Annotated in this window: 26 protein-coding genes, 1 pseudogene and 1 riboswitch; of the genes and pseudogenes, 8 read left to right on the plus strand and 19 right to left on the minus strand. The window is 76.3% G+C overall.

Annotated elements, in window-relative coordinates; translation table 11 throughout:
* Positions 1-9: 9 nt before the first annotated feature.
* From trpC to hisI, 4 genes are all read right to left on the minus strand, one after another.
* The gene (gene trpC, locus BJ968_RS01480) at positions 10-834 is read right to left on the minus strand and encodes an indole-3-glycerol phosphate synthase TrpC (protein WP_179748595.1); all 825 of its coding nucleotides are present in this window, start codon (positions 832-834) and stop codon (positions 10-12) included.
* 64 nt (positions 835-898) lie between these two features.
* Positions 899-1,177 (minus strand): HGxxPAAW family protein, encoded by a 279-nt coding sequence (locus tag BJ968_RS01485; protein ID WP_179748597.1) that lies wholly within the window; start codon positions 1,175-1,177, stop codon positions 899-901.
* Between the two features lie 114 nt (positions 1,178-1,291).
* The gene (locus BJ968_RS01490; protein ID WP_179748598.1) at positions 1,292-1,897 is read right to left on the minus strand and encodes a Trp biosynthesis-associated membrane protein; all 606 of its coding nucleotides are present in this window, start codon (positions 1,895-1,897) and stop codon (positions 1,292-1,294) included.
* Positions 1,894-2,274, minus strand: a complete 381-nt coding sequence (gene hisI, locus BJ968_RS01495; RefSeq protein WP_179748600.1) for a phosphoribosyl-AMP cyclohydrolase — start codon at positions 2,272-2,274, stop codon at positions 1,894-1,896. The genes BJ968_RS01490 and hisI overlap by 4 nt, the downstream gene beginning before the upstream one ends.
* A 53-nt stretch (positions 2,275-2,327) precedes the next feature.
* On the opposite strand from hisI, the gene BJ968_RS01500 reads away from it, so the two are divergent.
* On the plus strand, positions 2,328-2,969 hold the full coding sequence (locus BJ968_RS01500; protein WP_179748602.1) for a TIGR03085 family metal-binding protein: 642 nt from the start codon (positions 2,328-2,330) through the stop codon (positions 2,967-2,969).
* 32 nt (positions 2,970-3,001) lie between these two features.
* On the opposite strand, the gene hisF is transcribed toward BJ968_RS01500, so the two are convergent.
* Positions 3,002-3,799, minus strand: a complete 798-nt coding sequence (gene hisF, locus BJ968_RS01505; protein WP_343077747.1) for an imidazole glycerol phosphate synthase subunit HisF — start codon at positions 3,797-3,799, stop codon at positions 3,002-3,004.
* Between the two features lie 23 nt (positions 3,800-3,822).
* Between hisF and BJ968_RS01510 the strand changes: the two genes are divergently transcribed.
* Together BJ968_RS01510 and BJ968_RS01515 are read left to right on the plus strand one after the other, a co-directional pair.
* A complete protein-coding gene (locus BJ968_RS01510) occupies positions 3,823-5,097 on the plus strand; it encodes a GNAT family N-acetyltransferase (RefSeq protein ID WP_179748604.1) in 1,275 nt (424 codons plus the stop codon).
* 21 nt (positions 5,098-5,118) lie between these two features.
* Complete coding sequence (locus BJ968_RS01515) at positions 5,119-5,679, plus strand: nucleoside/nucleotide kinase family protein (RefSeq protein WP_179748606.1); 561 nt, start codon at positions 5,119-5,121, stop codon at positions 5,677-5,679.
* Here BJ968_RS01515 and BJ968_RS01520 read toward each other — a convergent pair.
* The 7 genes and pseudogenes from BJ968_RS01520 to rpe form a co-directional block, all read right to left on the minus strand.
* Entirely contained in the window at positions 5,676-6,116 is a 441-nt protein-coding gene (locus BJ968_RS01520) for a PH domain-containing protein (RefSeq protein WP_179748608.1), read from the minus strand. The two genes, BJ968_RS01515 and BJ968_RS01520, sit on opposite strands and share 4 nt — an antisense overlap.
* Complete coding sequence (gene hisG, locus BJ968_RS01525) at positions 6,113-6,958, minus strand: ATP phosphoribosyltransferase (RefSeq protein ID WP_179748610.1); 846 nt, start codon at positions 6,956-6,958, stop codon at positions 6,113-6,115. The genes BJ968_RS01520 and hisG overlap by 4 nt, the downstream gene beginning before the upstream one ends.
* 14 nt (positions 6,959-6,972) lie before the next feature.
* The gene (locus tag BJ968_RS01530; protein ID WP_179748612.1) at positions 6,973-7,236 is read right to left on the minus strand and encodes a phosphoribosyl-ATP diphosphatase; all 264 of its coding nucleotides are present in this window, start codon (positions 7,234-7,236) and stop codon (positions 6,973-6,975) included.
* Positions 7,237-7,303: 67 nt separating this feature from the next.
* Positions 7,304-7,789 carry a 6,7-dimethyl-8-ribityllumazine synthase gene (gene ribH, locus BJ968_RS01535; RefSeq protein ID WP_179748614.1) on the minus strand — a complete coding sequence of 162 codons (486 nt, stop codon included), beginning with the start codon at positions 7,787-7,789 and terminating at the stop codon, positions 7,304-7,306.
* A 32-nt stretch (positions 7,790-7,821) separates the two neighbouring features.
* Positions 7,822-8,421, minus strand: a pseudogene (gene ribB / locus BJ968_RS01540) (3,4-dihydroxy-2-butanone-4-phosphate synthase); the annotation flags it as partial.
* A complete protein-coding gene (locus BJ968_RS01545; protein WP_179748616.1) occupies positions 8,418-9,044 on the minus strand; it encodes a riboflavin synthase in 627 nt (208 codons plus the stop codon). The pseudogene ribB and the gene BJ968_RS01545, both read right to left, overlap by 4 nt.
* 193 nt (positions 9,045-9,237) lie before the next feature.
* Positions 9,238-9,364, minus strand: a riboswitch (FMN riboswitch).
* Positions 9,365-9,406: 42 nt separating this feature from the next.
* On the minus strand, positions 9,407-10,084 hold the full coding sequence (rpe, locus tag BJ968_RS01550; RefSeq protein WP_179748618.1) for a ribulose-phosphate 3-epimerase: 678 nt from the start codon (positions 10,082-10,084) through the stop codon (positions 9,407-9,409).
* Positions 10,085-10,153: 69 nt separating this feature from the next.
* Here rpe and BJ968_RS01555 point away from each other — a divergent pair, with 69 nt between their 5' ends.
* Complete coding sequence (locus BJ968_RS01555; RefSeq protein ID WP_179748620.1) at positions 10,154-10,396, plus strand: hypothetical protein; 243 nt, start codon at positions 10,154-10,156, stop codon at positions 10,394-10,396.
* Positions 10,393-10,791: a type II toxin-antitoxin system death-on-curing family toxin gene (locus BJ968_RS01560; protein WP_343077748.1), complete on the plus strand. Its 399-nt coding sequence runs from the start codon at positions 10,393-10,395 to the stop codon at positions 10,789-10,791. The genes BJ968_RS01555 and BJ968_RS01560 overlap by 4 nt, the downstream gene beginning before the upstream one ends.
* Here BJ968_RS01560 and BJ968_RS01565 read toward each other — a convergent pair.
* The 5 genes from BJ968_RS01565 to def form a co-directional block, all read right to left on the minus strand.
* On the minus strand, positions 10,781-11,830 hold the full coding sequence (locus BJ968_RS01565) for an alpha-hydroxy-acid oxidizing protein (protein WP_179748622.1): 1,050 nt from the start codon (positions 11,828-11,830) through the stop codon (positions 10,781-10,783). The two genes, BJ968_RS01560 and BJ968_RS01565, sit on opposite strands and share 11 nt — an antisense overlap.
* 78 nt (positions 11,831-11,908) lie before the next feature.
* Entirely contained in the window at positions 11,909-12,685 is a 777-nt protein-coding gene (locus tag BJ968_RS01570) for an isocitrate lyase/phosphoenolpyruvate mutase family protein (protein WP_179748624.1), read from the minus strand.
* A 114-nt stretch (positions 12,686-12,799) separates the two neighbouring features.
* On the minus strand, positions 12,800-14,251 hold the full coding sequence (locus tag BJ968_RS01575; RefSeq protein ID WP_179748626.1) for a transcription antitermination factor NusB: 1,452 nt from the start codon (positions 14,249-14,251) through the stop codon (positions 12,800-12,802).
* Positions 14,248-15,165 carry a methionyl-tRNA formyltransferase gene (gene fmt / locus BJ968_RS01580; protein WP_179748628.1) on the minus strand — a complete coding sequence of 306 codons (918 nt, stop codon included), beginning with the start codon at positions 15,163-15,165 and terminating at the stop codon, positions 14,248-14,250. The genes BJ968_RS01575 and fmt overlap by 4 nt, the downstream gene beginning before the upstream one ends.
* Positions 15,165-15,710: a peptide deformylase gene (gene def, locus BJ968_RS01585; protein WP_179748630.1), complete on the minus strand. Its 546-nt coding sequence runs from the start codon at positions 15,708-15,710 to the stop codon at positions 15,165-15,167. Before def ends, fmt begins: the two co-directional genes overlap by 1 nt.
* 375 nt (positions 15,711-16,085) lie before the next feature.
* Between def and BJ968_RS01590 the strand changes: the two genes are divergently transcribed.
* Positions 16,086-22,334: a pectinesterase family protein gene (locus BJ968_RS01590; protein WP_179748632.1), complete on the plus strand. Its 6,249-nt coding sequence runs from the start codon at positions 16,086-16,088 to the stop codon at positions 22,332-22,334.
* Between the two features lie 145 nt (positions 22,335-22,479).
* Positions 22,480-22,770: a DUF6458 family protein gene (locus BJ968_RS01595; RefSeq protein WP_179748634.1), complete on the plus strand. Its 291-nt coding sequence runs from the start codon at positions 22,480-22,482 to the stop codon at positions 22,768-22,770.
* A 27-nt stretch (positions 22,771-22,797) separates the two neighbouring features.
* Here BJ968_RS01595 and BJ968_RS01600 read toward each other — a convergent pair whose 3' ends face one another.
* The gene (locus BJ968_RS01600) at positions 22,798-23,808 is read right to left on the minus strand and encodes an aldo/keto reductase (protein WP_179748636.1); all 1,011 of its coding nucleotides are present in this window, start codon (positions 23,806-23,808) and stop codon (positions 22,798-22,800) included.
* A gap of 115 nt (positions 23,809-23,923) precedes the next feature.
* Here BJ968_RS01600 and BJ968_RS01605 point away from each other — a divergent pair, with 115 nt between their 5' ends.
* On the plus strand, positions 23,924-24,463 hold the full coding sequence (locus BJ968_RS01605; RefSeq protein WP_218884689.1) for a mycothiol transferase: 540 nt from the start codon (positions 23,924-23,926) through the stop codon (positions 24,461-24,463).
* 24 nt (positions 24,464-24,487) lie between these two features.
* On the opposite strand, the gene BJ968_RS01610 is transcribed toward BJ968_RS01605, so the two are convergent.
* The gene (locus tag BJ968_RS01610; RefSeq protein ID WP_343077749.1) at positions 24,488-26,416 is read right to left on the minus strand and encodes a primosomal protein N'; all 1,929 of its coding nucleotides are present in this window, start codon (positions 26,414-26,416) and stop codon (positions 24,488-24,490) included.
* Positions 26,417-26,473: the final 57 nt, after the last annotated feature.

Consider the following 26,473-nt stretch of genomic DNA (forward strand, 5'->3'; position numbering starts at 1 on the left):
CCGAGGTGGTCACGGGCGCACCGCCTGCACGGCCGGGTGCGCTCCGGCGGCGACGAGGTCGGCCACGGCCCGGCGCGGGTCGTCGCCCTTGACCAGCGTCTCGCCGACCAGCACCGCGTCGGCGCCGGCGCGGGCGAACTCCACGACGTCGCGCGGCCCGGAGACGCCGGACTCGGCGACCTTGACCTTGCCGTCGGGGATCAGCGGGGCGAGGTCGGCGAAGGTGCCGTTGTCGACCTCGAGCGTCTTGAGGTTGCGGTTGTTGACCCCGATGACGCGGGCGTCGGCGTCGAGGGCGCGGGCGACCTCCTCGGCCGTGTGCACCTCCACCAGCGCGGTCATGCCCAGGGAGTGGGTGCGTTCGATGAGGGACACGAGGGCTTCCTGCTCCAGGGCGGCCACGATGAGGAGCACGACGTCGGCTCCCCAGGCGCGGGCCTCCCACAACTGGTACGACTCCACGACGAAGTCCTTGCGCAGCACCGGGACGTCCACCGCCAGGCGGACCGCCCGCAGGTCCTCGAGGCTGCCGCCGAAGCGGCGCTGCTCGGTCAGGACGCTGATGACGCTCGCGCCACCGGCCTCGTACTGGGCGGCGAGGGCGGCCGGGTCCGGGATGCCGGCGAGCACGCCCTTGGAGGGGCTCTTGCGCTTGACCTCGGCGATGACCTTGACCCCGCGCTGCTCGGCGTCGCGCGGCTTCAGCAGGACGTGCGCGTCCTTGGCGGGGACCTGCCGCCGCGCGCGCTCCTTCAGCTCGTCGAGGGAGGTGAGCGCCTTGCGCGCCGCCAAGTCCTCGCGGACGCCGGCCAGGATGTCGTCGAGGACTGTCACGCGACGAGGGTATCCCCGCGCGGGGGCGCCCCGGTCCCGGGCCGGGCCGGTCCGGGCGCCGGGCTCAGCGCTTGGGGCGGCCGACGCCGACGGGCTTGCCGTCGGGGCCCTTGACGCCGTACCCGGCCTTGGCCAGGACGGCGGCGACGACGAGCGAGGCCACGATGACGACCCCGCCGACGATCCCCCACACCAGGCTGGGGAAGACCACGGCCAGCGACAGGATGAGGAACCCGACGAGGCAGACGGCGACGCCGGCCCAGGCGGCGATGCTGTGCCCGTGGCCGTGCTCGTCGGCGATGTCGACGTCCGCGGGGGAGGACGGGTTGTGCTGGGTGCTCACGCTGGGCTCCTCGGGGGGCGGTGGGGTGCTGCGCACGCGGGTGCTGCGGGTGCTGCGGGTGCTGCGGCTACTACGCACACCGTACCGACCCGGGGGCGCAGGTGGCGCGGGGGCTCAGCGCGTGGGGTCGTCCCCGTGGGACAGGGAGTCCCACGCCGCGGCCGGGTCCTCGGCCGGGCTGGCCACGGCCCGCGTGGCGTCCCGCTCGTGCCGCGCCGGCCCGGCCGGGGCGCCGGCCCCGCGGGAGGCCACGAGCGCGCCGGCACCGGCGAGGGCCACGAGCGCCCCGGCCGCCGCGGAGACCACCGGCCACGGCCGCAGCGCCGCGTCGCCCTCCAGCTGGGCCTGCGTCGTCCCGCTCGCCGCGCGCGCCGGGGCGGTCAGCGCGGCCGCGGGGCCGGTGAGCACGGCGGCGCTGGCCGCGACGACGCCCGCGCCGGCGAGCACGAGCACCAGCGCGGCCACGACCCGGGCGAGCCGGCGCCCCAGGGTCGAGGCCACGACGGCGGCCAGCGCCACCAGGGCCAGCGCCGTGGCCACCGGCGCCGCGTCCCGGCCACCGGCCAGGACCGCCGCCGTGCCCGTGGCCGTGCGGGCCGTCCCCGTCACCCACGTCGGGGCGCCGGCGCCCAGCGCGAGGGCGGCCCCGGCCGCGGCCAGGGCGAGCCAGCGCCCCCGGCGGGCCGGGGGGCGGGGACGGGAGGGGGCGGCGGTGCTCACGCGGTCCGGGCGACGGGCAGGGTCGTCGCGTCGAAGCAGGTGCGGTCCCCGGTGTGGCAGGCCGCGCCCACCTGGTCGACCTCCAGCAGCAGGGCGTCGCCGTCGCAGTCGAGGGAGACCTTCTTGACCCACTGGACGTGCCCGGAGGTGTCCCCCTTGCGCCACAGCTGCTGGCGGCTGCGGGAGAAGTAGGTGGCGCGGCCCGTGGTGAGGGTCTGCGCCAGGGCCTCGTCGTCCATCCACGCGACCATGAGGACCTCGCGGGTGTCGTGCTGCTGCACGACGGCGCAGACCAGACCCGCTCCGTCGCGCTTGAGCCGGGCGGCGACGTCGGGGTCGAGGGACGGTGCGGGGTTCAGGGACGACACGCCCGTCATGGTCTCACCGCCCCGCCGCCCGCCCGCGCCGGCCGGGTGGCACGATCGGGGCCATGACCTCCGCGACCCGGCACCCCAGCGACGCGCGTCGTGAGCGGGAGGCCCTGTGCGACAGCGCGTTGCGCATCGGCCCGGACGCCCCCACGCTGTGCGCCGGGTGGGACGTGCGCGACCTCGTGGTGCACCTGGCGGTCCGGGACAACCGGCCCGACGTGGTCCTGGGCGAGGCCCTGCCGCCGCTGCGGGGCCGGCGCGAGCGGGTGCTGGCCGAGCTGGGCGCCGCACCGTTCGCCGACCTCGTGGAGCGCGTGCGCAACGGCCCGCACGGACCGTTGAGGGTCCCCGCGCTGGACTCCCTGACCAACAGCGCCGAGTTCTTCGTCCACCACGAGGACGTCCTGCGGGCCCAGGAGGGCTGGCGCCCCCGGGAGCTGCCGCGGGCCCAGCAGGCCGCGCTGTGGCGCACCGTGAAGGTCCTGGGGCGGGTGGCCTACCGGCGCGCGGGCGTGGGCGTGGTCCTGGTGACCCCGCAGGGCCCGCGGGCCGTGGTCAAGCAGGCCGCCGACTCCGTCGCCCTCACCGGGGACCCCGCCGAGCTGCTGCTGCACGCCTTCGGCCGCCGCAGCCGCGCCGAGGTCCGCGTCGAGGGCGCCCCGGACGCGGTCCAGCGGTTCACGGAGGCCTTCCCGGCCTGACCGGCCAGCGCACCGGGGCCGGCGCACCGGGGCTAGCGCACCGGGGCGCCGGCGGCGCGCAGCGCGTCCTTGACCTGCCCGATCGTCAGCTGCCCGAAGTGGAAGACGCTCGCCGCCAGGACGGCGTCGGCCCCGGCGGCCACGGCCGGCGGGAAGTGCTCCACGGCCCCCGCGCCGCCGCTGGCCACCAGCGGCACGGTCACCCGGGCCCGGACCTCGGCCAGCATCTGCAGGTCGAAGCCGGCCTTGGTGCCGTCGGCGTCCATGGAGTTCAGCAGGATCTCCCCCGCGCCCAGCTCCGCGGCGCGCGCGGCCCACTCCACGGCGTCCAGGCCGGTCCCGCGGCGCCCGCCGTGGGTGGTGACCTCGAACCCGGAGGCGGTGGTCGGCTCCCCCGGCAGGGTGCGGCGGGCGTCGACGGACAGGACGAGGACCTGGGCGCCGAAGCGCTCGGCGATCTCGGTGATCAGCTCGGGCCGGGCGATGGCGGCGGTGTTGACGCCGACCTTGTCGGCCCCGGCGCGCAGCAGCTTCTCGACGTCGGCCACGGAGCGGACCCCGCCGCCGACGGTGAGGGGGATGAAGACCTGCTCGGCCGTGCGGCGCACCACGTCGTAGGTGGTCTCCCGCGACCCCGAGGAGGCGGTCACGTCGAGGAACGTCAGCTCGTCGGCGCCCTCGGCGTCGTAGCGGCGCGCGAGCTCGACGGGGTCCCCGGCGTCGCGCAGGTCGGTGAAGTTGACGCCCTTGACGACGCGGCCGGCGTCGACGTCGAGGCACGGGATGACGCGGACCGCGACGGTCGCGGGAGTCACGGGGGAAGCAGTCACGGGGGAAAGGTACCGTCGCAGGTGTGGGCACCCAGCTACGCGTGACGCAGGTCGACCCCCGGGACCGCGACGCCCTGCGGGCCTGGTACGTCCCCAGCCGGGCGGCCTTCCTGGAGGCGGCCCCCACCGAGGAGGACCTGCGGGAGCGGGGGCGCGAGCTCGCGGACCACCGGCTGAGCGCCGTGCACGACACGGTCGCCGGGGAGGACCGCGTCGTGGCGACCCTGCGGACCTTCGACTCGGAGCTGACCGTGCCGGGGTCGGGCCCGGTGAGCGTGGACGCCGTCTCCACCGCGACCGTGCTGCCCACCCACCGCCGGCGGGGCCTGCTGACCCGGCTCCTGACCGCCGACCTCGACCGCGCCCGGCACGCCGGGCACGCCTTCGCCGCGCTCGTCGCGGCCGAGGCCCCCATCTACGGCCGCTTCGGGTTCGGGGCCGCGACGCGGGCGACGAGCCTGGTCGTCGACAACTCCCGGGTGCGGTTCCGGCCCGACGCCCCGGCGGCGACGGGCTCGCTGGAGTTCGTGCCCGCCGGTCGCACGGCGGAGCTGGCCGCGGTGCACGACCGGACGCGCCGGCACCGGCCCGGTGGCCTGCTGCGCGACGAGGTGTGGTGGGAGGCCGCCGGCCGCCGCGGCGAGGGCCGCTGGCTGGGCCCGCGCGGGCACGTCGTGCTGCACCGGGACGAGCACGGGGTCGCCGACGGCTACGTCGCCTACGACGTGACCGACGACGCCGTGGGCCGGGTCCCCGGCGGGACCGCCCACGTGCGCGACCTCGCCGCGACGGGGCCCGCGGCGTACCGGTCGCTGTGGGAGTTCCTCACCTCCATCGACCTGGTCCGCACGACCCGCGCCGGCAACCGGCCCGTCGACGAGCTGCTCCCCCACCTGCTGCAGGACCCCCGCGCGGTCCAGACCGGCCCGGTCGACGACCTGCTGTGGCTGCGGGCCCTCGACGTCCCCGGGGCGCTCGCGGCCCGCCGGTACCTGGGGTGCGGCACGCTGGTGCTGAAGGTCGTGGACCCGCTCGGGCTGGCCGACGCGACCGTGCGGCTGCACGTGGCCGCGCAGCGCTGCGGCGCCGACGGCTGGGTGTGCGCCGAGGTCACCACGACCGACGCCGAGCCCGACGTGGTGCTGCCCGTGGGGGAGCTGTCGTCGCTGCTGCTGGGCGGGACGTCGGCGGTGGCGCTGCACGCCGCGGGCCGGCTGGACTGCACGGCCTCGGCCGCGTTCGCGCTGGCGACGCTCGTGGTGACCCCCGAGCAGCCCTGGTGCCCCACGTGGTTCTGAGCGCCGACGGGTGCTGACGGGGTGCTGACGGGGGCCGTCGCCCGGGAGGTCCTGGCGCTGCTGGCCGCCGTACCGGCCCCGGCGGCCGGTCCGGCGGTGCTGGCCGTCGACGGCCGGTCGGGGTCGGGCAAGACGGACCTGGCCGCCGCGCTGGCCGGGCGCACCGGCGCGGCCGTGGTGCACATGGACGACCTGTACCCCGGCTGGTCGGGGCTGGCCGCGGGGGTGGACGTCCTGGCCGGGCTCCTGGCGACCCTGCGCACGGGTGCGGTCGCCGTGCAGCCGGTCTGGGACTGGGCGCGGGGCGCCTACACCCGCAGCGTCGAGCTGCCCACGAGCGGGCTCGTCGTGGTGGAGGGCGTCGGCGCGGGCGTGGCCGGTCCGGTGGAGCTGGTCGTGGAGCTGGTGGCCGACCCGGCGGTGCGGCGCGAGCGGGCCCTGCGGCGCGACGGGGCGACGTTCGCCGCGCACTGGGACCGGTGGGCCGCCGCCGAGGCGGACCTGTTCGCCCGCAGGCCGTTGCGCCCGGACGTGACGTTCGCCTCGGGGACCGGCGCGGGGGCCGTGCCGAGCTGGGCCTAGCGGTGGGACCGCTCCTCGACCAGCCGCGCCAGCCGCAGCGCCTCGGCCTTGGCGTGCTCGCCGTCGGCGCGCTGGACGGCCATGACGGCGAGGTTCTCCCCGTCGTCGGTGTCCAGCGTCAGCCACGGGTCGGCGCCGCCGAAGCGCACGGCCACGACGGCGTCCCACTCGACGCGGCGGGTGAAGACGACGTTGCGCACGACGAGGGCGTCGTCGGTGACGCGGGCGCGGACGGTCACCAGCCGCAGCAGGATCCCGGCGCACAGGGCCGCGAAGACGACGGCCGACAGGGTGTCCTGGCCCGTCCACCCCGAGCCCGGGGAGTTCGTCAGCGCGATGGACATGCCGACCATGACGACGACGAGGCCGAGGGCGAACGCGAACCCGACGACCCGGGCGCGCCGGGGGCGGAAGTCGCGTTCGGGCGGGCGGGTCACAGCCGGCAGGCGTGGATGCTGGTGACGAGGATGCCGCGGGCGCCGAGGTCGTACAGCTCGTCCATGACGCGGTTGGTCTCCCGGCTGCGGACCATGGCGCGCACGGCGACCCAGTCGTCGTTGGCCAGCGGCGAGACCGTGGGCGACTCCAGGCCGGGGGTGATGGCGAAGGCCCGGTCGACGAGGCTCTTGGGGCAGTCGTAGTCGACGATGACGTACTGGCGGGCCACGAGGACGCCCTGCAGCCGGCGCACGAGGACCTCGACGGCCGGGTCGGCCGGGGCGCCGGAGCGGCGGACCAGGGTCGCCTCCGACGTCATGATCGGCTCGCCGAAGATCTCCAGACCGGCGGCGCGCAGGGTGGTGCCGGTCTCGACGACGTCGGCGATCACGTCGGCGATGCCGAGCGCGACGGCCGTCTCCACGGCCCCGTCGAGGTGGACGATGTCGGCGGTGACGCCGTGGTCGGCCAGGTGCTTGGCCAGCAGCCCGGAGTAGCTGGTCGCGATGCGCCGGCCCTCCAGGTCCGCCACGCCGGAGGCGACGCCGGGGCGGCCGGCGAAGCGGAAGGTGCTGCGGGCGAAGCCGAGCGGGAGGACCTCGTCGGCCGGGGCGCGGGAGTCCAGCAGCAGGTCGCGGCCCGTGATGCCCGCGTCCAGGGTTCCCGAACCCACGTAGAGGGCGATGTCGCGCGGGCGCAGGAAGACGAACTGGGCGTTGTTCTCCGGGTCGTCCAGGAGGAGTTCCTTGGTCTCCCGGCGCTGGTTGTACCCGGCCTCGCGCAGCATGGCGGAGGCGGCTTCGGACAGCGAGCCCTTGTTGGGGACGGCGATGCGGATCACGGGGCGCTCCGGGGTCACAGGTGGGCGTACACGTCGTCGAGGGTCAGACCGCGGGCGATCATCAGGACCTGCAGGTGGTACAGCAGCTGCGAGATCTCCTCGGCGGTGCGCTCCCCCGACTCGTGCTCCGCGGCCATCCACACCTCGGCCGCCTCCTCGACGACCTTCTTGCCGATGGCGTGGACGCCGGCGTCCAGTTCCAGCACCGTCCCCGAGCCCGCGGGCCGGGTCAGCGCCTTGTCGCTCAGCTCGGCGAACAGGGCGTCGAAGGTCTTCACGTGCACGGAGTCTAGGCCGTCGGGCCGGGCCCCCCGACCACGCGGTCCGGGGGCCCGGCCCGGCCCGTCAGCCGAGCGGCAGGGGCGCGACGTCGCGCAGGGCCACCACGGTCTCCAGCGCCGCCTCCACGGCCTCGGCGCCCTTGTCCTCGCGCGAGCCCCGCAGCCCGGCGCGGTGCAGCGCCTGGGCCTCGTTGTCGACGGTGAGGACGCCGAAGCCGACGGGGACGCCGGTGCTGACCGCGACCTGGGTCAGGCCCGCGGTGGCGGCGTCGCAGACGTACTCGAAGTGCGGGGTGCCGCCGCGGATGACGACGCCGAGCGCCACGACGGCGTCGAAGCCTTGCCGGGCCAGCCGGGACGCGGCGACGGGCAGCTCGAAGGCGCCCGGGACGCGCACCTCCGTGACGTCGGTGACCCCCGAGGCGGTCAGCGCGCGCCGGGCCCCCTCCAGCAGTCCGTCCATGACCTCGGCGTGCCAGCGCGCGGCGACCAGCGCCACCCGCAGCCCGCTGCCGTCGACGGTGATCTCCGGGCTTCCGTCCCCGCTCACTGGTGCTCTCCTCCGGTCGGTGCGGACAGGTGCGCCCGCAGGTCGGCGATCGTCAGGACGGGCAGCCCGTGCTGCTCACCCAGCGCGACGATCTGGTTCCAGCCTGACATCGATCCGTCGTCCTCGACGAGCTCGGCGATGATCCCGACGGGGGCCAGCCCCGCCAGCCGGCACAGGTCGACGGCCGCCTCGGTGTGCCCGGGCCGTTCCAGGACCCCGCCGGGCCGGGCCCGCAGCGGGAAGACGTGCCCGGGACGGATCAGGTCGGCGGGCACGGAGGCCGGGTCGGCCAGGACGCGGGCGGTGCGGGCGCGGTCGGCCGCGGAGATGCCCGTCGTGACGCCCGTGGCCGCGTCGCAGCTGACGGTGTAGTCGGTGCGCAGCGAGTCCTCGTTGCGCTCGACCATCCGCGGCAGGGCCAGGGCGTCGGCGCGCTCGGCGCTCATCGGGGCGCAGAGCATCCCGGAGGTGTGCCGCACGGTCCAGCCGATCCACTCCGGCGTCGCGAGCTCGGCGGCCAGGACCACGTCCCCCTCGTTCTCGCGGTCGGCGTCGTCGGTGACGAGGACGGGCTTGCCGGCGCGCAGGGCGACGAGCGCCTCGTCGACGGCGCGGGTGGTGGTCACGCTCACGCCCCCGCTCCGATCCGGTCGAACGCGCCCAGCCGCTCGACGTACTTCGCCAGGACGTCCACCTCGAGGTTGACCTGCGCGCCGGGCTGCTTGGTGCCCAGCACGGTCAGCTCGAGGGTCGCGGGGATGAGCGAGACCTCCAGCCACGGGTCGGGCTCCCCCGCGGCGCTGACGGCCGAGACGGTCAGCGAGGTGCCGTCGATCGTGATGGACCCCTTCTCCACGACGTAGCGGGCCAGGTCGGCGGGGATCGCGAACCGCACGACCTCCCACGCCTCCCCCGGGGTGCGCGCGAGGAGGGTGCCGGTGCCGTCGACGTGGCCCTGCACGATGTGGCCGCCGAGGCGGCCGTGCGCGGCCATGGCGCGTTCGAGGTTGACCCGGCGCCCGGGGGCGACGTCGTGCAACGAGCTGCGCCGCAACGACTCCTGCATGACGTCGACGGTGAAGGTGCCCGGTTCGGGCTGGTCGACGACGGTGAGGCAGACGCCGTCGACGGCGATGGACGCGCCGTGCACGGCGTCGGAGACCACGACGGGTCCGCGCACGGTCAGCCGCGCCGACTCCGACCCGAACTCCACGGCGACGACCTCGCCGATCTCTTCCACGATTCCGGTGAACACGGGAACTGCCTCCTGGACGGTGCTGCGAGCTGGTGGTCCAGCGAGCTCCGCGGGGCACGGGGAGGCGACGACGGGTGCGCCGAGGGAGCCCTCGGGCGAGGGCGGACCAGGGCGGACCGTCGACCCGGGCGCCGGCGTCGGTGGCCGGCACGACCCGCGGGCAGGGGTCGGGCAGGCGCACGACGACGACGCCGCGCGCTGCCTCCCATCCGGACTTTCACCGTCGGCCCCGGAGTTCCACCGGATCAACCGCCCACCGAGGTGGGGGCTCGCGGACTGTCACCGCCGGTTCGGGTTTCCACCGACCCCGGAGCACGCGTGTCGTGCGGTCTTGCTGCGGCTCAGTGTGCCACGCAGCGGGGTCAGTGCCGGCAGCCGGCGGCCGCGAGCCGGCGCAGCTCACCGATGGCGGCGGCGGCGTCGGCCGCCCCGTAGACGGCCGAACCGGCCACGAACACGTCGGCCCCGGCCTCGGCGGCGCGCTCGATCGTGCTCGCCGAGACCCCGCCGTCGACCTGCAGCCGGACGTCGAAGCCGGAGTCGCCGATGGCGGCGCGGGCGCGGCGGATCTTCGGCAGCGTGACGTCCAGGAAGCTCTGGCCGCCGAACCCGGGCTCGACGGTCATGACGAGGACCATGTCGAACTCGCCGAGCAGGTCCACGTACGGCTCCAGCGGGGTCGCCGGCCGCAGCGCGATCCCGGCCCGGCCCCCCGCCTTCCGGATCTCGCGCGCCAGCTTCACGGGGGCGGTGGCGGCCTCGGCGTGGAACGTGACCCCGGCGGCCCCGGCCTCGGCGTAGGCCGGCGCCCAGCGGTCGGGGTCCTCGATCATGAGGTGGCAGTCCAGCGGGACCGGCGAGACCCGTTGCAGCGCCTCGACGATCGGCAGGCCCAGGGTGAGGTTCGGCACGAAGTGCCCGTCCATGACGTCGACGTGGGCGGCGTCGGCGGTGGAGATCCGCGCCAGTTCCGCCTGGAGGTTGGCGAAGTCGGCGGACAGGATGGACGGGTTGATGCGCGGTTCGCGGTCCTGGGGCACGGCGAGACAGTACCGCCCGACCCCCGGCGGCCCTGACGTCACCACGCACCACTGGTGTACCGTGACGTCATGTCCGAGACGACCGCGTTCACGCTCCGCCTCGACGCCGCGCACCGGTCGATGCTCGAACGCCTCCAGTCCCGCCACCCCGGCCTCTCGCGCCAGCGGCTGTTCGAGGGTCTGCTGGAGAAGGCCGACGACGCCGACCGCACCGACGTCCAGGACGTCGCCCGCGCCATCTACGCCGAGAACCGCGACCTGTTCGACGCCCTGACCAGCGGTTTCGAGGACGCGGTGGCCCGCGGCGCGTGATCCACCCCACCCGCTACCTGACGGTCGGCGACGTCGTCCGCTTCACCCGCATCTTCCCCGACGGCCCCTACGACGTGCGCGACGCCGGGCTGCTCGCCCTGGCCGTCGAGCGCCCGCGGCTGCAGGTCCTGGGCCAGGACGCCTACCCCGACCTGACCCGCAAGGCCGCGGCCCTGCTGCACTCCATCGTGCGCACCCGCCCCCTGGTCGACGGCAACGAGCGCACGGCCCTGCTGGCGGCCCTGGCGATGCTGCACCTCAACGGCACGGGCGTCGGCGCGACGTCCCCCCGGGCCGGCCTGGCGCTGACCCGCGACGTCGCCGAGGGGGCCCTCGACGACGTCCCGGAGATCGCCGCGCGCCTGGAGGCGCTGGTGAACCGCCTCAGCGACTGACGCGCGTCACGACGTCGGCCGGGCGCAGGTCCTTGACCGACCCGATCCCCATCTGCCGCAGCGTCGTCACCAGCTCGGCCTGGTAGGTCGCCAGCACGTCGGCGACCCCGTCGGCGCCGTCGGCGGCCAGCCCCCACATGACGGGGCGGCCCACGTGCACGGCCTTGGCCCCCAGCGCGAGCGCCGCCGCGGCCTGCGCGCCGCCGCGCACGCCGGAGTCGACGTGGACCTCCACCTCGCCGCCGACCTCGGCGAGGATCTCCGGCAGCGCGTACGCCGACGTCACCGACGTGCCCAGGCGGCGGCCGCCGTGGGTGGACACGATGATGCCCTCGGCCCCGGCGTCGACGCAGCGGCGGGCGTCGCGGGCGGTCAGCACGCCCTTGCACACCACCGGCAGCCCCGACACCTCGGCCAGCCAGCCGATGGTGTCCGGCGTCAGGTCCAGCGCCATGTCGGTGTCCTTGCCGAACCGCTCCAGCTCCTCGGCGGTGAGGTTGGCGGTGCGGTTCTTGCGCGGGCCCTCGGGCCAGTTGCGCGGGTCGATGGCGGGGACCTCGCGCCCCAGCGGGGTGGTGTCGACGGTGAGGATGAGCGCGCGGGCCCGCGCCGCGGCGGCGCGCTCGACGAGCAGGCGGGTCGCGTCCCGGTTGCGGGCGACGTAGACCTGGTACCACCAGGGGGCGCCCTGGGCGGCGATGTCCTCGAAGCGGGCCCCGGTGTTCGTCGAGACGCCGAGCAGGGTGCCGGCCTTGGCGGCGCCCTGGGCGGTGAGCACCTCGCCCTCGGGGCGGGCCCCGACCTGCTGGGCCATGGGCGCCACGAGGATCGGCGCGGCGACGGGGGTGCCGAGGACCTCGCTGGTCAGGTCCTGGGCGGAGGCGTCGCGCAGCACGGTCGGGCGCAGGCGGAAGGCGTTCCAGTCGGCGATGCCCTCCCGGTCGCAGGAACCGTCACCGGCGTGGGAGTGGTAGTAGGCCGACACGTAGTCCGGCAGCACGGCGTCGGCGCGGCGGGCGAGGTCCTCGATCCAGGTCACGGACCTCATCCTCGCCCACCGGCCGGGCCCGCCGTGCCCCTCGGTCCCCCGAGGGGACCAAGGTCACGGGGTGGTCCGTCAGTTCAGCGGACGGGTGCCCTCGGGGATGCCGCCACCGGCGTAGATCGCGCGGGCCGCGTCCTGCAGCGCCGTCAGGGCGACGCGCTGGGTCAGCGGGCCGTAGGTGATGCGGGCGACGCCGAGCTCGGCCAGGCGCGCCTGGTCGGGCACGCCGGGGAAACCGATGACCGACAGCTTCTGCGGGCCGAACGCCGCGACGAGCTCGGTGACGGCGGCCTCGTCGAGGGGACCGGGGACGAAGACGGTGGTGGCGCCGGCGTCGAGGTAGGCCTTGCCGCGCTCGATCGCGTCGGGCAGCCAGACGTCGCGGCCGCGGTCGCCGCCACGGGCCAGGGCGTCGGTGCGGGCGTTGAGGACGAACGGGACGCCCTCGGCCTCCCCGGCCGCCACGATGGCCTCCACGCGGGCGACGGACTCGGCCAGCGGGCGCAGCCGGTCCTCGACGTTGGCGCCGACGACGCCGACGCCGATGGCCTTGCGGACGGTCTCGCCGGCGTCGCCGAAGCCGCCGTCGAGGTCGGCCGAGACGGGCAGGTCCCCGGCCGCCACGACGATGCGCTCCACGAGGAACAGCGCGAGGTCGAGCGGGATCTGCTCGCCGTCGCCGTAGCCGAAGGTGGCGGCGATGGAGTGCCCGGCGGTGGCCAGGGCCTTCGTCTGCGGCTCCCCCGCCACGACGGTCGCCGACACGGCGTCCCAGACGTTGACGAGGACGAGCAGCTCGGGGTCTTCGTGCAGTTGCCGCAGGCGGGCGGCCTTCTCAGCGGAGTTCACGCCGCGAACCTACTGGGTCGGTGCCGGGAGTGCTTGATCACCGAAGTGCTCGATCACGAAGGTGGTCGACCCCGGGAGGGGTGGAGGGTTCCCGGGGTCGGGCACCGCCGCGGGTCAGCCGACGCGGCGCAGCAGCGCCACGTGCATGGCGTCGGTCCCGTGCGTGTGCGGCCACAGCTGCACCGCTGGACCGGCCGCGGCCGCGGGCATCCCCGGCACGACGCGGTCCAGGACGGCCGGGGTGTCGAGGCGTTCGACGACGACGCCGCGCTTGGCCGCGGCCTTCACGGCGTCGTCCACGACGAGCCGGGTCTCGCTCAGGACGGGCGAGCACGTGGCGTAGGCGACGACCCCGCCGGGGCGCACGGCGTCCAGCGCCGAGGCGAGCAGCTCGCGCTGCAGCGGGGCGAGCGAGCCGAGGTCGGCGGGGGTGCGCCGCCAGCGGGCCTCGGGACGGCGGCGCAGGGCACCCAGGCCCGTGCAGGGGGCGTCGACGAGCACGCGGTCGTACTCCCCCGGCTCGTCGGCGCCGACCTCGCGGCCGTCGCCGACGCGGACGTCGGCCAGGCCCGGGACGGCGCTCAGCGCCTGGCGCACGAGCTCGGCGCGGTGGGCGGCGACCTCGACGGCGGTCAGGGTCGCGCCGCGGCCGGCCGCGGTGGCGGCCAGCAGCGCGGCCTTGCCGCCAGGACCGGCGCACAGGTCGAGCCAGCGCTCGTCGCGGCCCTCGACGTCGGCGGCGGCCAGCACGAGGGCGACGAGCTGCGACCCCTCGTCCTGCACGCGGGCGCGACCGGTGCGGACGGCGGCGAGCTTGCCCGGGTCGCCGTGCACGACGTGCGCCGCGGTGGGGGCCCAGCGGCCCGTGCCGATCTCCAGGTGCGCGTCGCGCCCCACGAGGTCCCCGGGGGTCGACAGGCCCGGCAGGGCGGTGAGCGCCACGTGCGCGGGGGTGTTGTCGGCGCGCAGCAGGTCCGCCAGCTCGGCCGGGTCGTGGCCGTGGGCGCGCAGGGCCTCGCGCAGGCTGCGCAGCACCCACTCGGGGTGGGAGTACCGGACGGCGAGGTCGGCGTCGGAGTCCGTGGGGGCCACCTCGGCGACCCAGGCGTCCAGGTCGCGGCCGGAGGCCTTGCGCAGCACGGCGTTGACCAGGCCCGACGGCCCGCCGCCGAGGACGTTGCGGGCCAGGGCGACGCTGGTGGCGACGGCGGCGTGGTCGGGCACGCGCATGGCCAGGAGCTGGTGCAGGCCCATCCGCAGGACGTCGACGACGCCGGCGTCGAGGTCGGCCAGCGGCCGGTCGACGAGGGTGGCCAGGAGGGCGTCGTAGGTGCCCCGCCCGCGCAGCACGCCGTAGGCCAGTTCGGTCGCGAAGGCGGCGTCACGGCCGTTCAACCGCTTGGCGCGCAGCAGCTTCGGCAGCACCAGGTTGGCGTAGGCGTCCTCGGCGGACACCGCGCGCAGCACCTCGTAGGCGACCTTGCGGCTCTCGTCGACGCGCGTGAAGCGGTCCTGCTTGACGCCGCGGCGCGCGGTGCTCTGCCCCGGGATGCTCCGGCCGGTCACGCGAACTCCTCCCCCGGCTGCAGCCGGGTCCCGCGCGCCCAGTCGGTCGCGCCCATCAGCTTCTTGCCCGCGGGCTGGACCGGGCCGAGCTCGACCGAGCCCGCCCCGGTGCCCACGAGGACCCGCTTCCTCTCGACCAGGACGCGGCCCGCGGGCAGGTCCTCGGGCGTCGGCGTCACGGGGGCGAGCTTGAACCGCTCGCCGCGGAACGTGGTCCACGCGCCGGGGTCGGGGGTGCACCCGCGCACGTGCCGGTCGACCTCGGCGGCGGTGCGCGTCCAGTCGACGCGGGCCTCCTCGACGGTGATCTTCGGGGCCAGGCTCACGTCACCGGTCTGCGGCACCTTCACGGCCGTGCCGTCCTCCAGGGCGTCGAGGACGTCCACGAGGGTCCGGGCGCCGGTCACGGCGAGCCGGCCCAGCAGGTCCCCGGAGGTGTCCCGCGCCCCGACGGGCTCGGTGAACCGCGCGTAGACGGGCCCGGTGTCCAGCCCCTCCTCCAGCTCGAAGACGCAGGCGCCGGTGACGTCGTCGCCGTGCATGACGGCGCGCTGGACGGGGGCGGCCCCGCGCCAGGCCGGCAGCAGCGAGAAGTGCAGGTTCAGCCAGCCGAACCGGGGCACGTCGAGGGCCTCGCGCGGCACGAGCGCGCCGTAGGCGACGACGGGGCACGCGTCCGGGGCCAGGTCCCGCAGCTGGGCGAGGAACTCCTCCCCGCGGGGCCTGGCCGGTTGCAGGACGGGCAGCCCGGCCTCGCGGGCGCGCTGGGCGACCGGCGAGGCGACGTGCTTGCGGCCCCGTCCCGCAGGGGCGTCGGGACGGGTCAGGACGGCCACGACCTCGTGCCGGCTGGCCAGCAGCGCGTCGAGCGCGGGGACGGCGACGTCGGGTGTTCCGGCGACGACGAGGCGCACTACCTCGCCTGACCGAACGTGGCGTGCGGGGACACCTTGACCTGCGGGGTCTCCAGACCCAGCCACTCGGCCTCGCGGACGGCCTTGAGCGCGAGCTTGCGCTGGGCCTTGTCGAGGCGGTCGATGAACAGGATCCCGTCGAGGTGGTCGGTCTCGTGCTGGATGGCGCGGGCCTTGTACTCCGAGCCGGTGACGGTGATCGGCTCGCCGTGCACGTCGAAGCCCCTGGCCACGACGTGCAGCGAGCGCCGGGTGTCGGCGACGATCCCGGGGAACGACAGGCAGCCCTCGTCGCCCTCCTGGCACTCCTCGCTCAGCTCCAGGACGGGGTTGACCAGGTGCCCCAGCTCACCGTCGGCGTGGTAGGTGAACACGCGCAGCGACACCCCCAGCTGGGGGGCGGCCAGCCCCGCGCCGGGCGCGGCGAGCATGGTCTCCTCGAGGTCCTTGACGAGCTGGCGCAGCTCCTTGTCGAAGGTCGTGACCTCCTGCGCGCGCTGGCGCAGGACGGGGTCCCCGAAGAGTCGGATGGGCTGGATCGCCACGAGGCTCCCTGGTGTCGGCGGCGGGGTGCGCCGAAGAGTCTACGTCCGGGCCGCGGGGCTCCCCGCGGTCGCGCGCCCGGCGCCGGGGACCGCCCGCGCGCCCGGACGGGTGAACGTGGGCGGTCCCCGGACCGGGCACGCACCGTCCGCAGTGGTCGACGCTGAGCGACTGCGCGACGACACCCCGTCGCGGTGGGGCTCCGTCCGGGCGCGGTGGACGCCCTGTGGGGACGGGCTGGGCCCCGACGGCGGTCCCGGGCGCCCGGGAGCGCGGCTCCGGGGGGTCCCCGGGAACCGGCCGGGGGAGGTGTGCACTCGCGCATACTTCCTGCGACCCGCGCCCTCCAGGGCGCCGCGGACCCCTTGGAGCCCTCCGTGCACCCACCCGTCCCCGCCCCCGGACGCCGCCAGCGGCGGCGCACCCTGCTGGCCGGCGGCACCACCGCCCTGGCCATGGCCGGACTCCTCGTCACCGCCCCGGCCGCGCAGGCCGCCGACACCACCGCCCCCGGCGTCCCCTCCTCGGTGAAGGTGGCCTACTACGGCGGCGTCGGCGCGCAGGTCGCGTGGGGCAAGGTGTCGGCCGGCGACCTGGACCACTACGCGGTGTACCGCAGCACCTCCTCGACCGTGGACCCGCGGACCGCGACCCTCGTGGCGAGCACGCGCGAGCTGTCCGCCGTGGACGCCGCGATCGCCGCCGGCGGCAAGGCGTACTACGCGGTCAGCGCCGTCGACACCAGCGGCAACGCCTCCCGGCCCTCCTCGGCCGTGTCGGTGACCGCCACCGACACCACCGCCCCCGCCGCCCCGAGCGGTCTGACGACGGCCACCACCGCGGGCGCGACCACCCTGACCTGGACGGCGACCCCCGCCCCGGACAGCACCGCGTTCCGCGTCTACCGCGCCGCGACCTCCACCCGGCCGGCCACCCCGCTGGTCACCGTGGACGCCGCGGGCGGCACCGGCCGGTTCGCGGACACCACCGCCCCCGCCGGGAAGTCCACCTACTGGGTCGTCGCCGTGGACCGCACCGGCAACGCCTCCTCGGCCGCCTCCACGAGCGTCACCCGCAGCGCCGCGGCCACGCCCGCGCCCGGCCCCACGCCCACCACCCCGGCGCCCACGCCGACGCCCACGCCGACCCCGACCGCCGTGCCCGCCACGCCGTCCTCGGGCAAGGCCGTCATCACCGGTGGGGTCGCGACGATCTCCTGGAGCCCCGTCAAGGGAGCGGCCGGGTACGTCGTGTGCAAGCGCATCGGCGGGCAGGACGACGCCCGCACCTACCAGGTGTGGAGCCCGGTGACCGGGAAGGTCACCGGCACCGGGGAGTGCACCAAGACGCTCGTGCCCGCGGCCGGCGACCTGTTCACCGGTACCTCGTTCACCGACCGCGACGCGAGCGAGGGCACCACCAGCTACTACCGGGTGTACGCCTGGAACGCCAAGGGCCTGTCCGGCTACGCCGGCATCACGGCGAACAACCCGATGGTGGCCCCGGCGCAGGTCACCGGCCTCAAGGTCGCGCAGGCCGGCGGCACCGCCCCGCACGGGCTCGTGCTGACCTGGGCGGCGGGCAAGGACACCGACCTCGCCGGGTACACCGTCTCGCGGGCCTCGACCTCCAGCGGGACCTACGCCGTCCTGGGGACCGTCGCCGCCGGGAGCACCACGTTCGCCGACACCAGCGCCCCCCGGGGCGTGGCGAGCTACTACCGCGTCACGGCCAGCGACGTCCTCGGCAACGTCTCGAAGGTGTCGGCGACCGTGTCGGCCACCTCGACCACCACCCCGGTACCCCTGGTCGTGACCTACCGCGAACTCGTCGTCGACCCCGCCGCGCCCGCCGACGCCACGCACTTCCGCACCGTCACCGACGCCGTCGCCGCGGTCCCGAGCAGCAACGTCACCCCGACGCGCATCACGATCGCCGCCGGCACGTACCACGAGAGCTTCCGCGTCACCTCGCCGTACCTCACGCTCGTGGGCGCCACCGGGGACCCGGCCGACGTCGTGATCGACGACGACAAGGCCTCCGGCCAGATCGACCCCGCCGACGGGGAGCCCTACGGCACGGCCGGCAGCTGGACGGTGTTCGTCGACGCCCCCGAGGTGACGTTCGAGGACCTCACCGTCCGGAACTCCTTCGACGAGAAGTCGCAGGACCTGGCCAAGGAGCAGGCCGTCGCGCTGCGCGTCGAGGGCAACCACTTCGTCGCCGACCACGTGCGGCTCATCGGCAACCAGGACACCCTGCTGGCCGACACCCCCAAACCCACCACCCGGGTGCGGCAGTACTACGTGAACTCCTACGTCGAAGGGGACGTCGACTACGTGTTCGGCGCCGCGACGGCGGTGTTCGACAACACGGTGTTCCGCTCCCTGGACCGCGGCAAGGCCGACAACGGTGCCATCACCGCGGCCAGCACCGACACCGGCAGCAAGTACGGGTTCCTCGTCCAGAACTCCAAGGTCGTCAGCGACGCCGCCCCCGGGACCGTCCACCTCGGCCGCCCCTGGCACCCGAGCGCCGACCCCGACGCGATCGCCCAGGTCACCTTCAAGAACACCTGGCTGCCGGCCGCCATCGACACCGCCCAGCCGTGGGAGGACATGTCCTCCACGAACTCCTCGGGCACCAAGGTCGACTTCAGCTGGACCGACGCGCGGTTCGCCGAGTACGGCAGCACCGGCCCCGGGGCGGGCGTCAACGCCAACCGCCCCCAGCTGACCGCCAGCGCCGCGGCCGCCGCGACCCCGGCGAAGTACCTCGCCGGCTCCGACGGCTGGGACCCCACGACCGCGCACCCCGCCGTCGTGCCCGCCGTCCCCGCCGCCCCGCTCGGGCTCGTCGCCGCGGGCGGGGACCGCACCGTCCAGCTCTCCTGGGACGGCACCACCGCCGCCGACGTCGTCGCCTGGCGCACCACCCGCACCGCCGCCGACGGCACCGTCACCGACCTGGGCACCACCCAGAGCCCGGTCTTCTCCGACGGCACGGTGACCCCCGGCGCGGAGTACCGCTACAGCGTGAGCGCCGTCAACCGCGCCGGGGTCGCCTCGGCGCCCAGCGCGCCCGTCACCGTCACCGCGGTCGCCGCGCCGCTCGTGCCGAGCCTGTTCGTCGACCCGGCCGCCACCCCTGACGCCACGCACTTCCGGACCGTCGCCGCGGCGCTGGCCGCCGCCCCGGCGGGGACCGCCGCGCGGCCCACCGTCATCGGCGTCGCCGCCGGGCGCTACCCGGAGTACCTCAACGTCACCACCCCCGGCGTCGTGCTCGTCGGCGCCACGGGCGACGCCTCCGACGTCGTCATCACCGGCAACCGCGCCGCGGGCACCCCGCTGCCCGACGGCTCGGGCACGTACGGCACCGCCGGCAGCGCGACCGTCGTCGTCACCGCCTCCGACGTGCAGTTCCGGCACCTGACGGTGGAGAACGCCTACGTCGAGGGCACCTACGCCAACGGCCAGGCCGTGGCCCTGCGCACCGTCGGGGACCGGCTCGTCTTCGACGACGTCCGGCTCCTCGGCGACCAGGACACCCTGTACGCGAACTCGGCGAGCACCACCGCCGCGGCCCGCTCGTACTTCGTGAACTCCTACGTGGAGGGCGACGTCGACTTCGTCTTCGGCCGCGGGACCGTCGTGTTCGACCGCAGCACCCTGTTCGCCAACGACCACGGCACCAACCCCAACGGGGCCGTCACCGCGGCCAGCACCGACCAGGGCAACGGGTTCGGGGTCCTCGTCACGGGCAGCCGCATCACGGGCAACGCCCCCGACGGGTCGCAGAACCTGGGCCGCCCCTGGCAGCCCGGGATCACCAACCCCGACGGCACCACCGGCCGCAACACGGCCGCCAGCGCGCAGGTCGTCGTGCGCGACTCCTGGCTGGGCCCGGTCGTGCGCACGGGCGAGCCGTGGACGTCGATGGTGAACTCCGGCTACACCACCTCCCCGCAGGAGGCCCGGTTCGCCGAGTTCGGCAACACCGGCCCCGGCGCCACCCGCCCCGGCGCCACCTACGCCCCGCAGCTGAGCGCCGCCGACGCGGCCCGCTACACCGCGGAGACGTACCTGGCCGGCACCGACGGCTGGAACCCCGTGCGCCCGGCCGCGGCCGACGAGGCCCCGGCCGCCCCCGCCGGCCTGCAGGTCGCCGGTGACGACGACCGGGCCGCGCTGACGTGGACGGAGTCGGCCGAGCCCGACGTCGTCGGCTACCGCGTCTACCGCGCCACCGGCCAGATCGCCCCCGACCTCACCGACGCGAACCTGGTCGGCACCGTGGCCAAGGCCGCGTTCACCGACACCGGCGTGCGCAACGGCACGGCGTACACCTACGCCGTGGTCACCCTCGACGCCGGCGGCCACGCCTCCGCGCCGGTCACCGCGACCGTCACCCCGGCCCCGGCCCCCCTCGTCGTCGACGCGACCGTCGCCGCCGACGGCAGCGGGGACTACCGGACCCTGGGCGCCGCGCTCGCCGCGCTGCCCGACGGCACCGCGACCGACCCCACCGTGGTCTCGATCGCGGCCGGCACCTACCGCGAGGTCGTCTCCTCGGCGCGCAAGAACCTCGTCCTGGTGGGCGCCACGGGGAACCCGGCCGACGTCGTCATCAGCTACGACAACGCCAACGGGACGGCCAAGGGCGCCACCACCTGCCCGGCCGTGACCGCCGCCACCTGCGGCACCGCCGGCAGCGCCGTCCTCACCCTGTCCGGGTCGAACGTCCGGGTGCGGGACCTGACCGTCGCCAACACCTTCGACGCCACCGCCCACCCCGAGGTCGGCCCGTACAACACGCAGGCCGTGGCGCTGCGGGCCCTCGGTGACCGGCAGGTCTACTCCCACGTCCGGCTGCTGGGCGCCCAGGACACCCTGAACGCCGACGCCGCCGGGAACATCAGCGCCGACGGCAGCGGCTACCCGCGCCAGTACTACGTCGACAGCGTCGTGCAGGGCAACGTCGACTACGTCTTCGGCCGGGCCACCGCGGTGTTCGAGCGCACGACGTTCGTCTCCACCGCCAAGAACGGCGGGACGGTGTTCGCGCCCAGCACGGCCTCGAAGGCCAAGGGCTACCTGGTCCTCGACAGCCGGTTCACCAGCGCGAACACCGGGTCGTTCTTCCTGGGCCGCCCGTGGCGCTCCTGGTCCGACGGCGCCTACGCCGACGACTCGCGCGGGCAGACCTGGATCCTCGACTCGTGGATGGCCGCCGGGTTCACCACGACCCAGCCGTGGGCGGACTTCGCGCCCAACGCCTGGACCGACGGCCGCTTCGCCGAGCACGGCACCACCGGCCCCGGCGCGGCGCTCACCGCGGGCCGTCCGCAGCTGACCGACGAGGTCGCCGCGGCGACCACCGCGGCGGGCTGGCTGGCCGGCACCGACGGCTGGAACCCGGTCGTGGCGGCCCCGGCCACCGACGCCGCCCCCGCGGCCCCGGCCGTGACCGCGGCGGCCGGCGACGCCAGCGTCGCCCTGACCTGGGCCGAGTCGCCGGAGTCCGACGTCGTCGGCTACCGGGTGTACCGCCTCGGCGCGGGCGACCCCGTGCGGGTCACCACGGCCGACCTGACCGCCGCCGGGTACACCGTGCGCGGGCTGGTCAACGGCACCGCGGCCGCCTTCGCGGTCACCGCGGTCGACGCGGCCGGGCACGAGTCGGCGCTGTCCGCGCCGGCGGGCGCCACGCCGCAGCTGCGGGTGGACGCCGTCGTGGCCGCCGACGGCAGCGGGGGGTTCACGACCCTGCAGGCGGCGGTGGACGCGGCCCCGGCCGGGCGGCCGTGGACGGTCTCGGTGCGCCCGGGCACCTACGCCGGCACCACCACCATCGCCAAGGACGGGGTGACCGTCCTGGGTGCGACGGGGAACCCGGCCGACGTCGTGCTGACCAGCGAGGTCACCGGCAACGCCGCGACCCTGCGCGTCAGCGCGTCCTCGGTCACCCTGCGCGGGGTGACGGTGGCCAACGCGGCGGCCGTGCCGGCCGGGACCGCGCCGTCGAACCTCGTCGCCCCGGCGGTGTGGACCAGCGGTGACCGGATCGTCCTGCGGGACACCGTCGTGACCAGCGGCGGCGCCCGCGCGCTGTGGGCCGACGTGCCGACGGCGGGGGCCACGACGCACCAGCTGGTGGAGTCCTCCACGGTGCGGGGCGCCTCGGACCTGCTGTTCGGGCGGGCCTCCCTAGTGGTGCGCGGCTCGACGCTGGTGCCCACGACGCCCTCGGCGTTCCTGGCCACCCCGGCCACGACCGCCGACGGCGGCCACGGGTTCCTCGTGACGGGGTCGACGGTCGCTCCCGCGGCGGGGGTCTCCGACGTCCGCTTCGCGCGGCCGTACGCCCAGTCCCCGCTGACCGGGCGCAACAACCCCGAGCTGGTCATCCGCGACACCGTCCTCAACGCCGGGATCAAGTCCAGCCCCTGGCAGAACAACGGGACGACGCTGTGGACCGACGCCCGGTTCGCGGAGTACGCGAACACCGGCGCCGGGTCGGTGCCGGCGGCCACGGCCACCCGCCCGCAGCTGAGCCCGGAGGCGGCGGCCGGGTACACGGTGCAGGCGTGGCTGGGCGACGGGGACTGGTACCCCCGGTCCTGAGCCCCGCTGAGCCCTGACCGCAGAGCCACCACCCGTCGCGGGTGGTGGCTCTGCGTGTCTGCGGTGGGCCCGGCGGGGGACCCGGCTGCGACGGGCGGGTGAGCACGGCGGGCCCCGCCGGGCCGCGCCGGGCGAGGGTGGGTCCGTGCGATTCGGGAACCACCTCCGCCTGTTCACCCTCGGTGCCGTGCTGGCCTTCGCGGTCCACGTCGACCTCGACGTCGTGGAGGTGGCCACGGTGGGCCGCATCCTCATGGTCGCCGCCGTGGCCGGGGCGCTCGCCGAGGCCGTCCTGCTGCGGCGCGCCCGCGCGGCGCGGACCGCGTCCGCCCCGGCGCCCGCGCGCCCCGTCGTGCGCACGACGGCCGCCCCCGCGTGGAGCGCCGAGCGGACCCGGCCCTTCACCCCGCACCGGCTGCCCCACCAGGAGTCCTGACCCGCCGGGACCGGGGGGACCGGCGGCTCAGACCTCGCGCTGCTTGGGCGAGCTCTCGTGGGTCCTCGCCGGGTCGCGCTCGACGACGTCGCCGAGCACCGCGTCGATGCGCTCCAGCGCCTCGGCGGGGATCTTCACCCCGGCCGCAGCGGCGTTGTCGTGCACCTGCTCGGGCCGGGAGGCCCCGATGATCGCGGTGGCGACGTTGTCGTTCTGCAGCACCCAGGCCACGGCGAGCTGGGCCATCGACAGGCCCAGGTCGGCGGCGACGGGCTTGAGCTCCTGGACGCGGGACAGGACGTCGTCGCGCATCCAGCGCTTGATCATGTCGGCGCCGCCCTTGGTGTCGGTGGCGCGCGAGCCCTCCGGCGGCTGCCCGCCGGGGACGTACTTGCCGGTCAGGACGCCCTGGGCGATGGGCGACCACACGACCTGGGAGATGCCCAGGTCGCGGGAGGTGGGGACGACCTCGCCCTCGATGACCCGCCACAGCATCGAGTACTGCGGCTGGTTGGAGATGAGCTGGAAGCCCAGCTGCCGCGCCAGCTCCGCCCCGGCCCGCAGCTGCTCAGCGGTCCACTCGCTGACCCCGACGTACAGGACCTTGCCCTGCCGCACGAGGTCGGCGAAGGCCTGCATCGTCTCCTCCAGCGGCGTCGCGTAGTCGTAGCGGTGCGCCTGGTAGAGGTCGATGTGGTCGGTGCCCAGCCGGCGCAGCGACCCCTCGCACGCCTCCAGGACGTGCTTGCGGGACAGGCCGGTGTCGTTGTGCTGCTTGGGGCCGATGGGGCCGAAGACCTTGGTGAGGATCTCCAGCGACTCCCGGCGCTGCCCCTTCAGGGCGGTGCCCAGGACCGTCTCGGCGACGGTGTTGGCGTAGACGTCGGCGGTGTCGAACGTGGTGATGCCCGCGTCGAGGGCGGCGTGCACGCAGGCGACGGCGGCGTCGTTCTCGACCTGCGAACCGTGGGTGAGCCAGTTGCCGTAGGTGATCTCGGAGATCTTCAGGCCGGAGCGGCCGAGGTGTCGGAAGTCCACGTGCCCGATCCTCGACCCGCTCCCCCGCGAGCGCGAGCGCGAGCGGCCTCCACCGCTCAGTCCCGGCCGCGGCCGGGGTCCAGGGGTGGACGGTGCAGCGGCGGCGGGAGACGACGTGGACGGTGGAGCGGGCGGTGCGGCGGACGGTGCGGCGGGCGGTGGGCGCGCCGAGGTGGAGCGGCTGCACGCGGTGCTGCGCGGGCAGCGCGAGCACGTGCTGGGGATCGTGGAGGGCCTGGACGAGCGGGCGTGGCGGCGCCCGGTGCTGCCCTCGGGGTGGAGCTGCCTGGGGCTGCTGAACCACCTGGCCCTGGACGACGAGCGGTTCTGGTTCCGGCTCGTGGTGGCGGGCGAGCCGGCCGCGGTGGCCGCGTTCGACCCCGCCGTGGACGCCTGGACCGTGGACGACGACGTGCCCGCCGCGCGGGTGGTGGAGCGCTACCGCGCGGAGTGCGCGCACGCCGACGCGGTCGTGGCCGCCACGGCCGCGGACGCGGCCCCGCGGTGGTGGCCCGGGGACCTGTTCGGCGCCTTCCGGCTCGCGGACCTGCGGGCGGTGCTGCTGCACGTGGTGGTCGAGACGGCGACGCACGCCGGTCACCTCGACGCGGCGCGGGAGCTGCTGGACGGCCGGCAGTGGCTGGTCCTGGACTGAGGGCGCGGCGGGCCGGGCGGCGCGTCAGCCGATCTGCAGGGGGTCCACCCGCACCCGCACCAGCGGCAGCTTGCGGACGCTGCGGCCGGCGGTGACGTTCTTGACCGCCAGCGCCAGGGCGGCGGACTCCCCGCGGGGCACGCGCACGACGCTGCGGACCATCGGCGCCCGTCCCGGCTGGTCGGGCAGGGGCAGCGGGCCCAGGACGCGCACCCCGGGCAGCGGCGGCAGCGCGGTGACGAACTCCTCGACGTCGGCGGCGGCGCCGATGAGCCCGGCGAAGCGGGCGGCCGGGGGCAGGTCCAGCTCGCGGCGCTGGGCCAGTTCCCGCTCGGCGAACCCCGCGGGGTCCCAGCGCACGAGGGCCTGGGCGGGCGCGGCCTGGGGGTCGGCGACGAGGACGACCGCTCCCCCGGCCGAGGCGGGCCGGACGAGGGCGGCGGCCGCGGTCCAGCGCCGGTACGCCTCCTCGGCCGCCCGCAGGTCCGGGCGGGCCAGTAGGGCCCAGCCGTCCAGCAGCAGCGCCGCGGCGTACCCCTGCGGCGCGACGGGTTCGGCCCCCGGGGTCGAGATGACCAGCGACGGGTGGTCGGGGACGGTGTCCAGCACGTGCGACCCGCCGGAGGTCCGGACGTCGACGCCGGGGAACGCCCGCCCCAGCTCCTCGGCGGTGCGGCGGGCGCCGGTGACGACGGCCCGGAAGCGGCCGTCGCCGCAGTTCGGGCACGTCCAGTCCGTCGCGGGGCGCCCGCACCAGCGGCAGGTGGCGCGTTCCCCGGCGCCCGGGACGGCCAGCGGCCCGTGGCAGGAGGAGCAGCGCGCCGGTTCGCGGCACGTCTGGCACGCCAGCGTCGGGACGTACCCGGTGCGGGGCACCTGCACGAGCACGGGACCGCGCTTGACGGCCTCGCGCAGCACGCGCCAGCCGTCGCTGGGCAGCCGGGCCGCGGCGGCCAGCGGGTCCTGCGCGTCCGGCCCGGACGTGCCGGCGATGGTGGTGCGCGGGGCGGTGGCCCGCACCGTGTCCCGGGTCGCCAGCACCGGCCGCGCCCACCCCGACTCCAGCAGCAGCTGCGTCTCGGCGGTACGGGTCCAGCCGGCGAACAGGGCCGCGGCGCCGGTCTGCTCCGCGCGCAGCACCGCGACCTCGCGCACGTGCGGGTACGGCGCGCGCTGGTCGGCGTGGGAGTCGTCGCCGTCCTCCAGGACCGCGACGAGCCCCAGGTTGGGCAGCGGGGCGAAGACGGCCGCGCGGGTCCCGGCGACGACGCGGGCGCGGCCGGTGAGGGCCTGCAGGAACGCCCGGTAGCGCGGTGCGGGACCGAGCTCGGCCTCGAGGCGGACGTGGCCCTCGGGCACGAGCCGGTCCAGCGCGGCCGACAGCCGGTCCAGGTCGCGGTGGTCGGGGACCACCAGCAGCGCGGTGCGCCCCGAGGCCAGGGTGGCGCGCGCGGCGAGCGCCAGCAGCGCGCACGGGTCGCTGCCGGGGGCGAAGGTCGCCACGGCCCGCGGGCTGGACCCCTCGCGCAGGTGGGCCAGGAAGGCCGGGCCGGCGCTGTGCCGCTCCCAGCCGTGCAGGTCCGGGCCGAGCGCGACCGGGTCGTGCCGGACGGGCTCGGCGCCCAGCACCTGCTCCTCGGCGCCGGCGTGGCGGCCGGGGACGGCGAGGCGGACGACGTCGGACAGCGTCCCGCCGTACTCGGCGGCGACCCGCCGGCACAGCTCCAGCGTGGAGGGGGTGAGCACCGGCAGGCCCGAGACGACGCGGCGCAGCCGCGCGAGCCGGCCGGGGTGGTCGCTGGCGGCCACCCGCTCCAGGACGTACCCCTCGGCGTCGGTGCCGGCGAAGGGGACGCGCACGAGCCGCCCGGGTTCGGCGGTGTGCTCCATGGAGGCCGGCACGAGGTAGTCGAAGGGCCGGTCCAGGTGCGGCAGCTGGGAGCTGACCAGCACCCGGGCGACCGGGTCGGTGCCGGTGACGTCCTCGAGGGCCTTCTTGGGCCGCGCCGG

Source organism: Kineococcus aurantiacus (assembly GCF_013409345.1).
Classification (GTDB): domain Bacteria; phylum Actinomycetota; class Actinomycetes; order Actinomycetales; family Kineococcaceae; genus Kineococcus; species Kineococcus aurantiacus.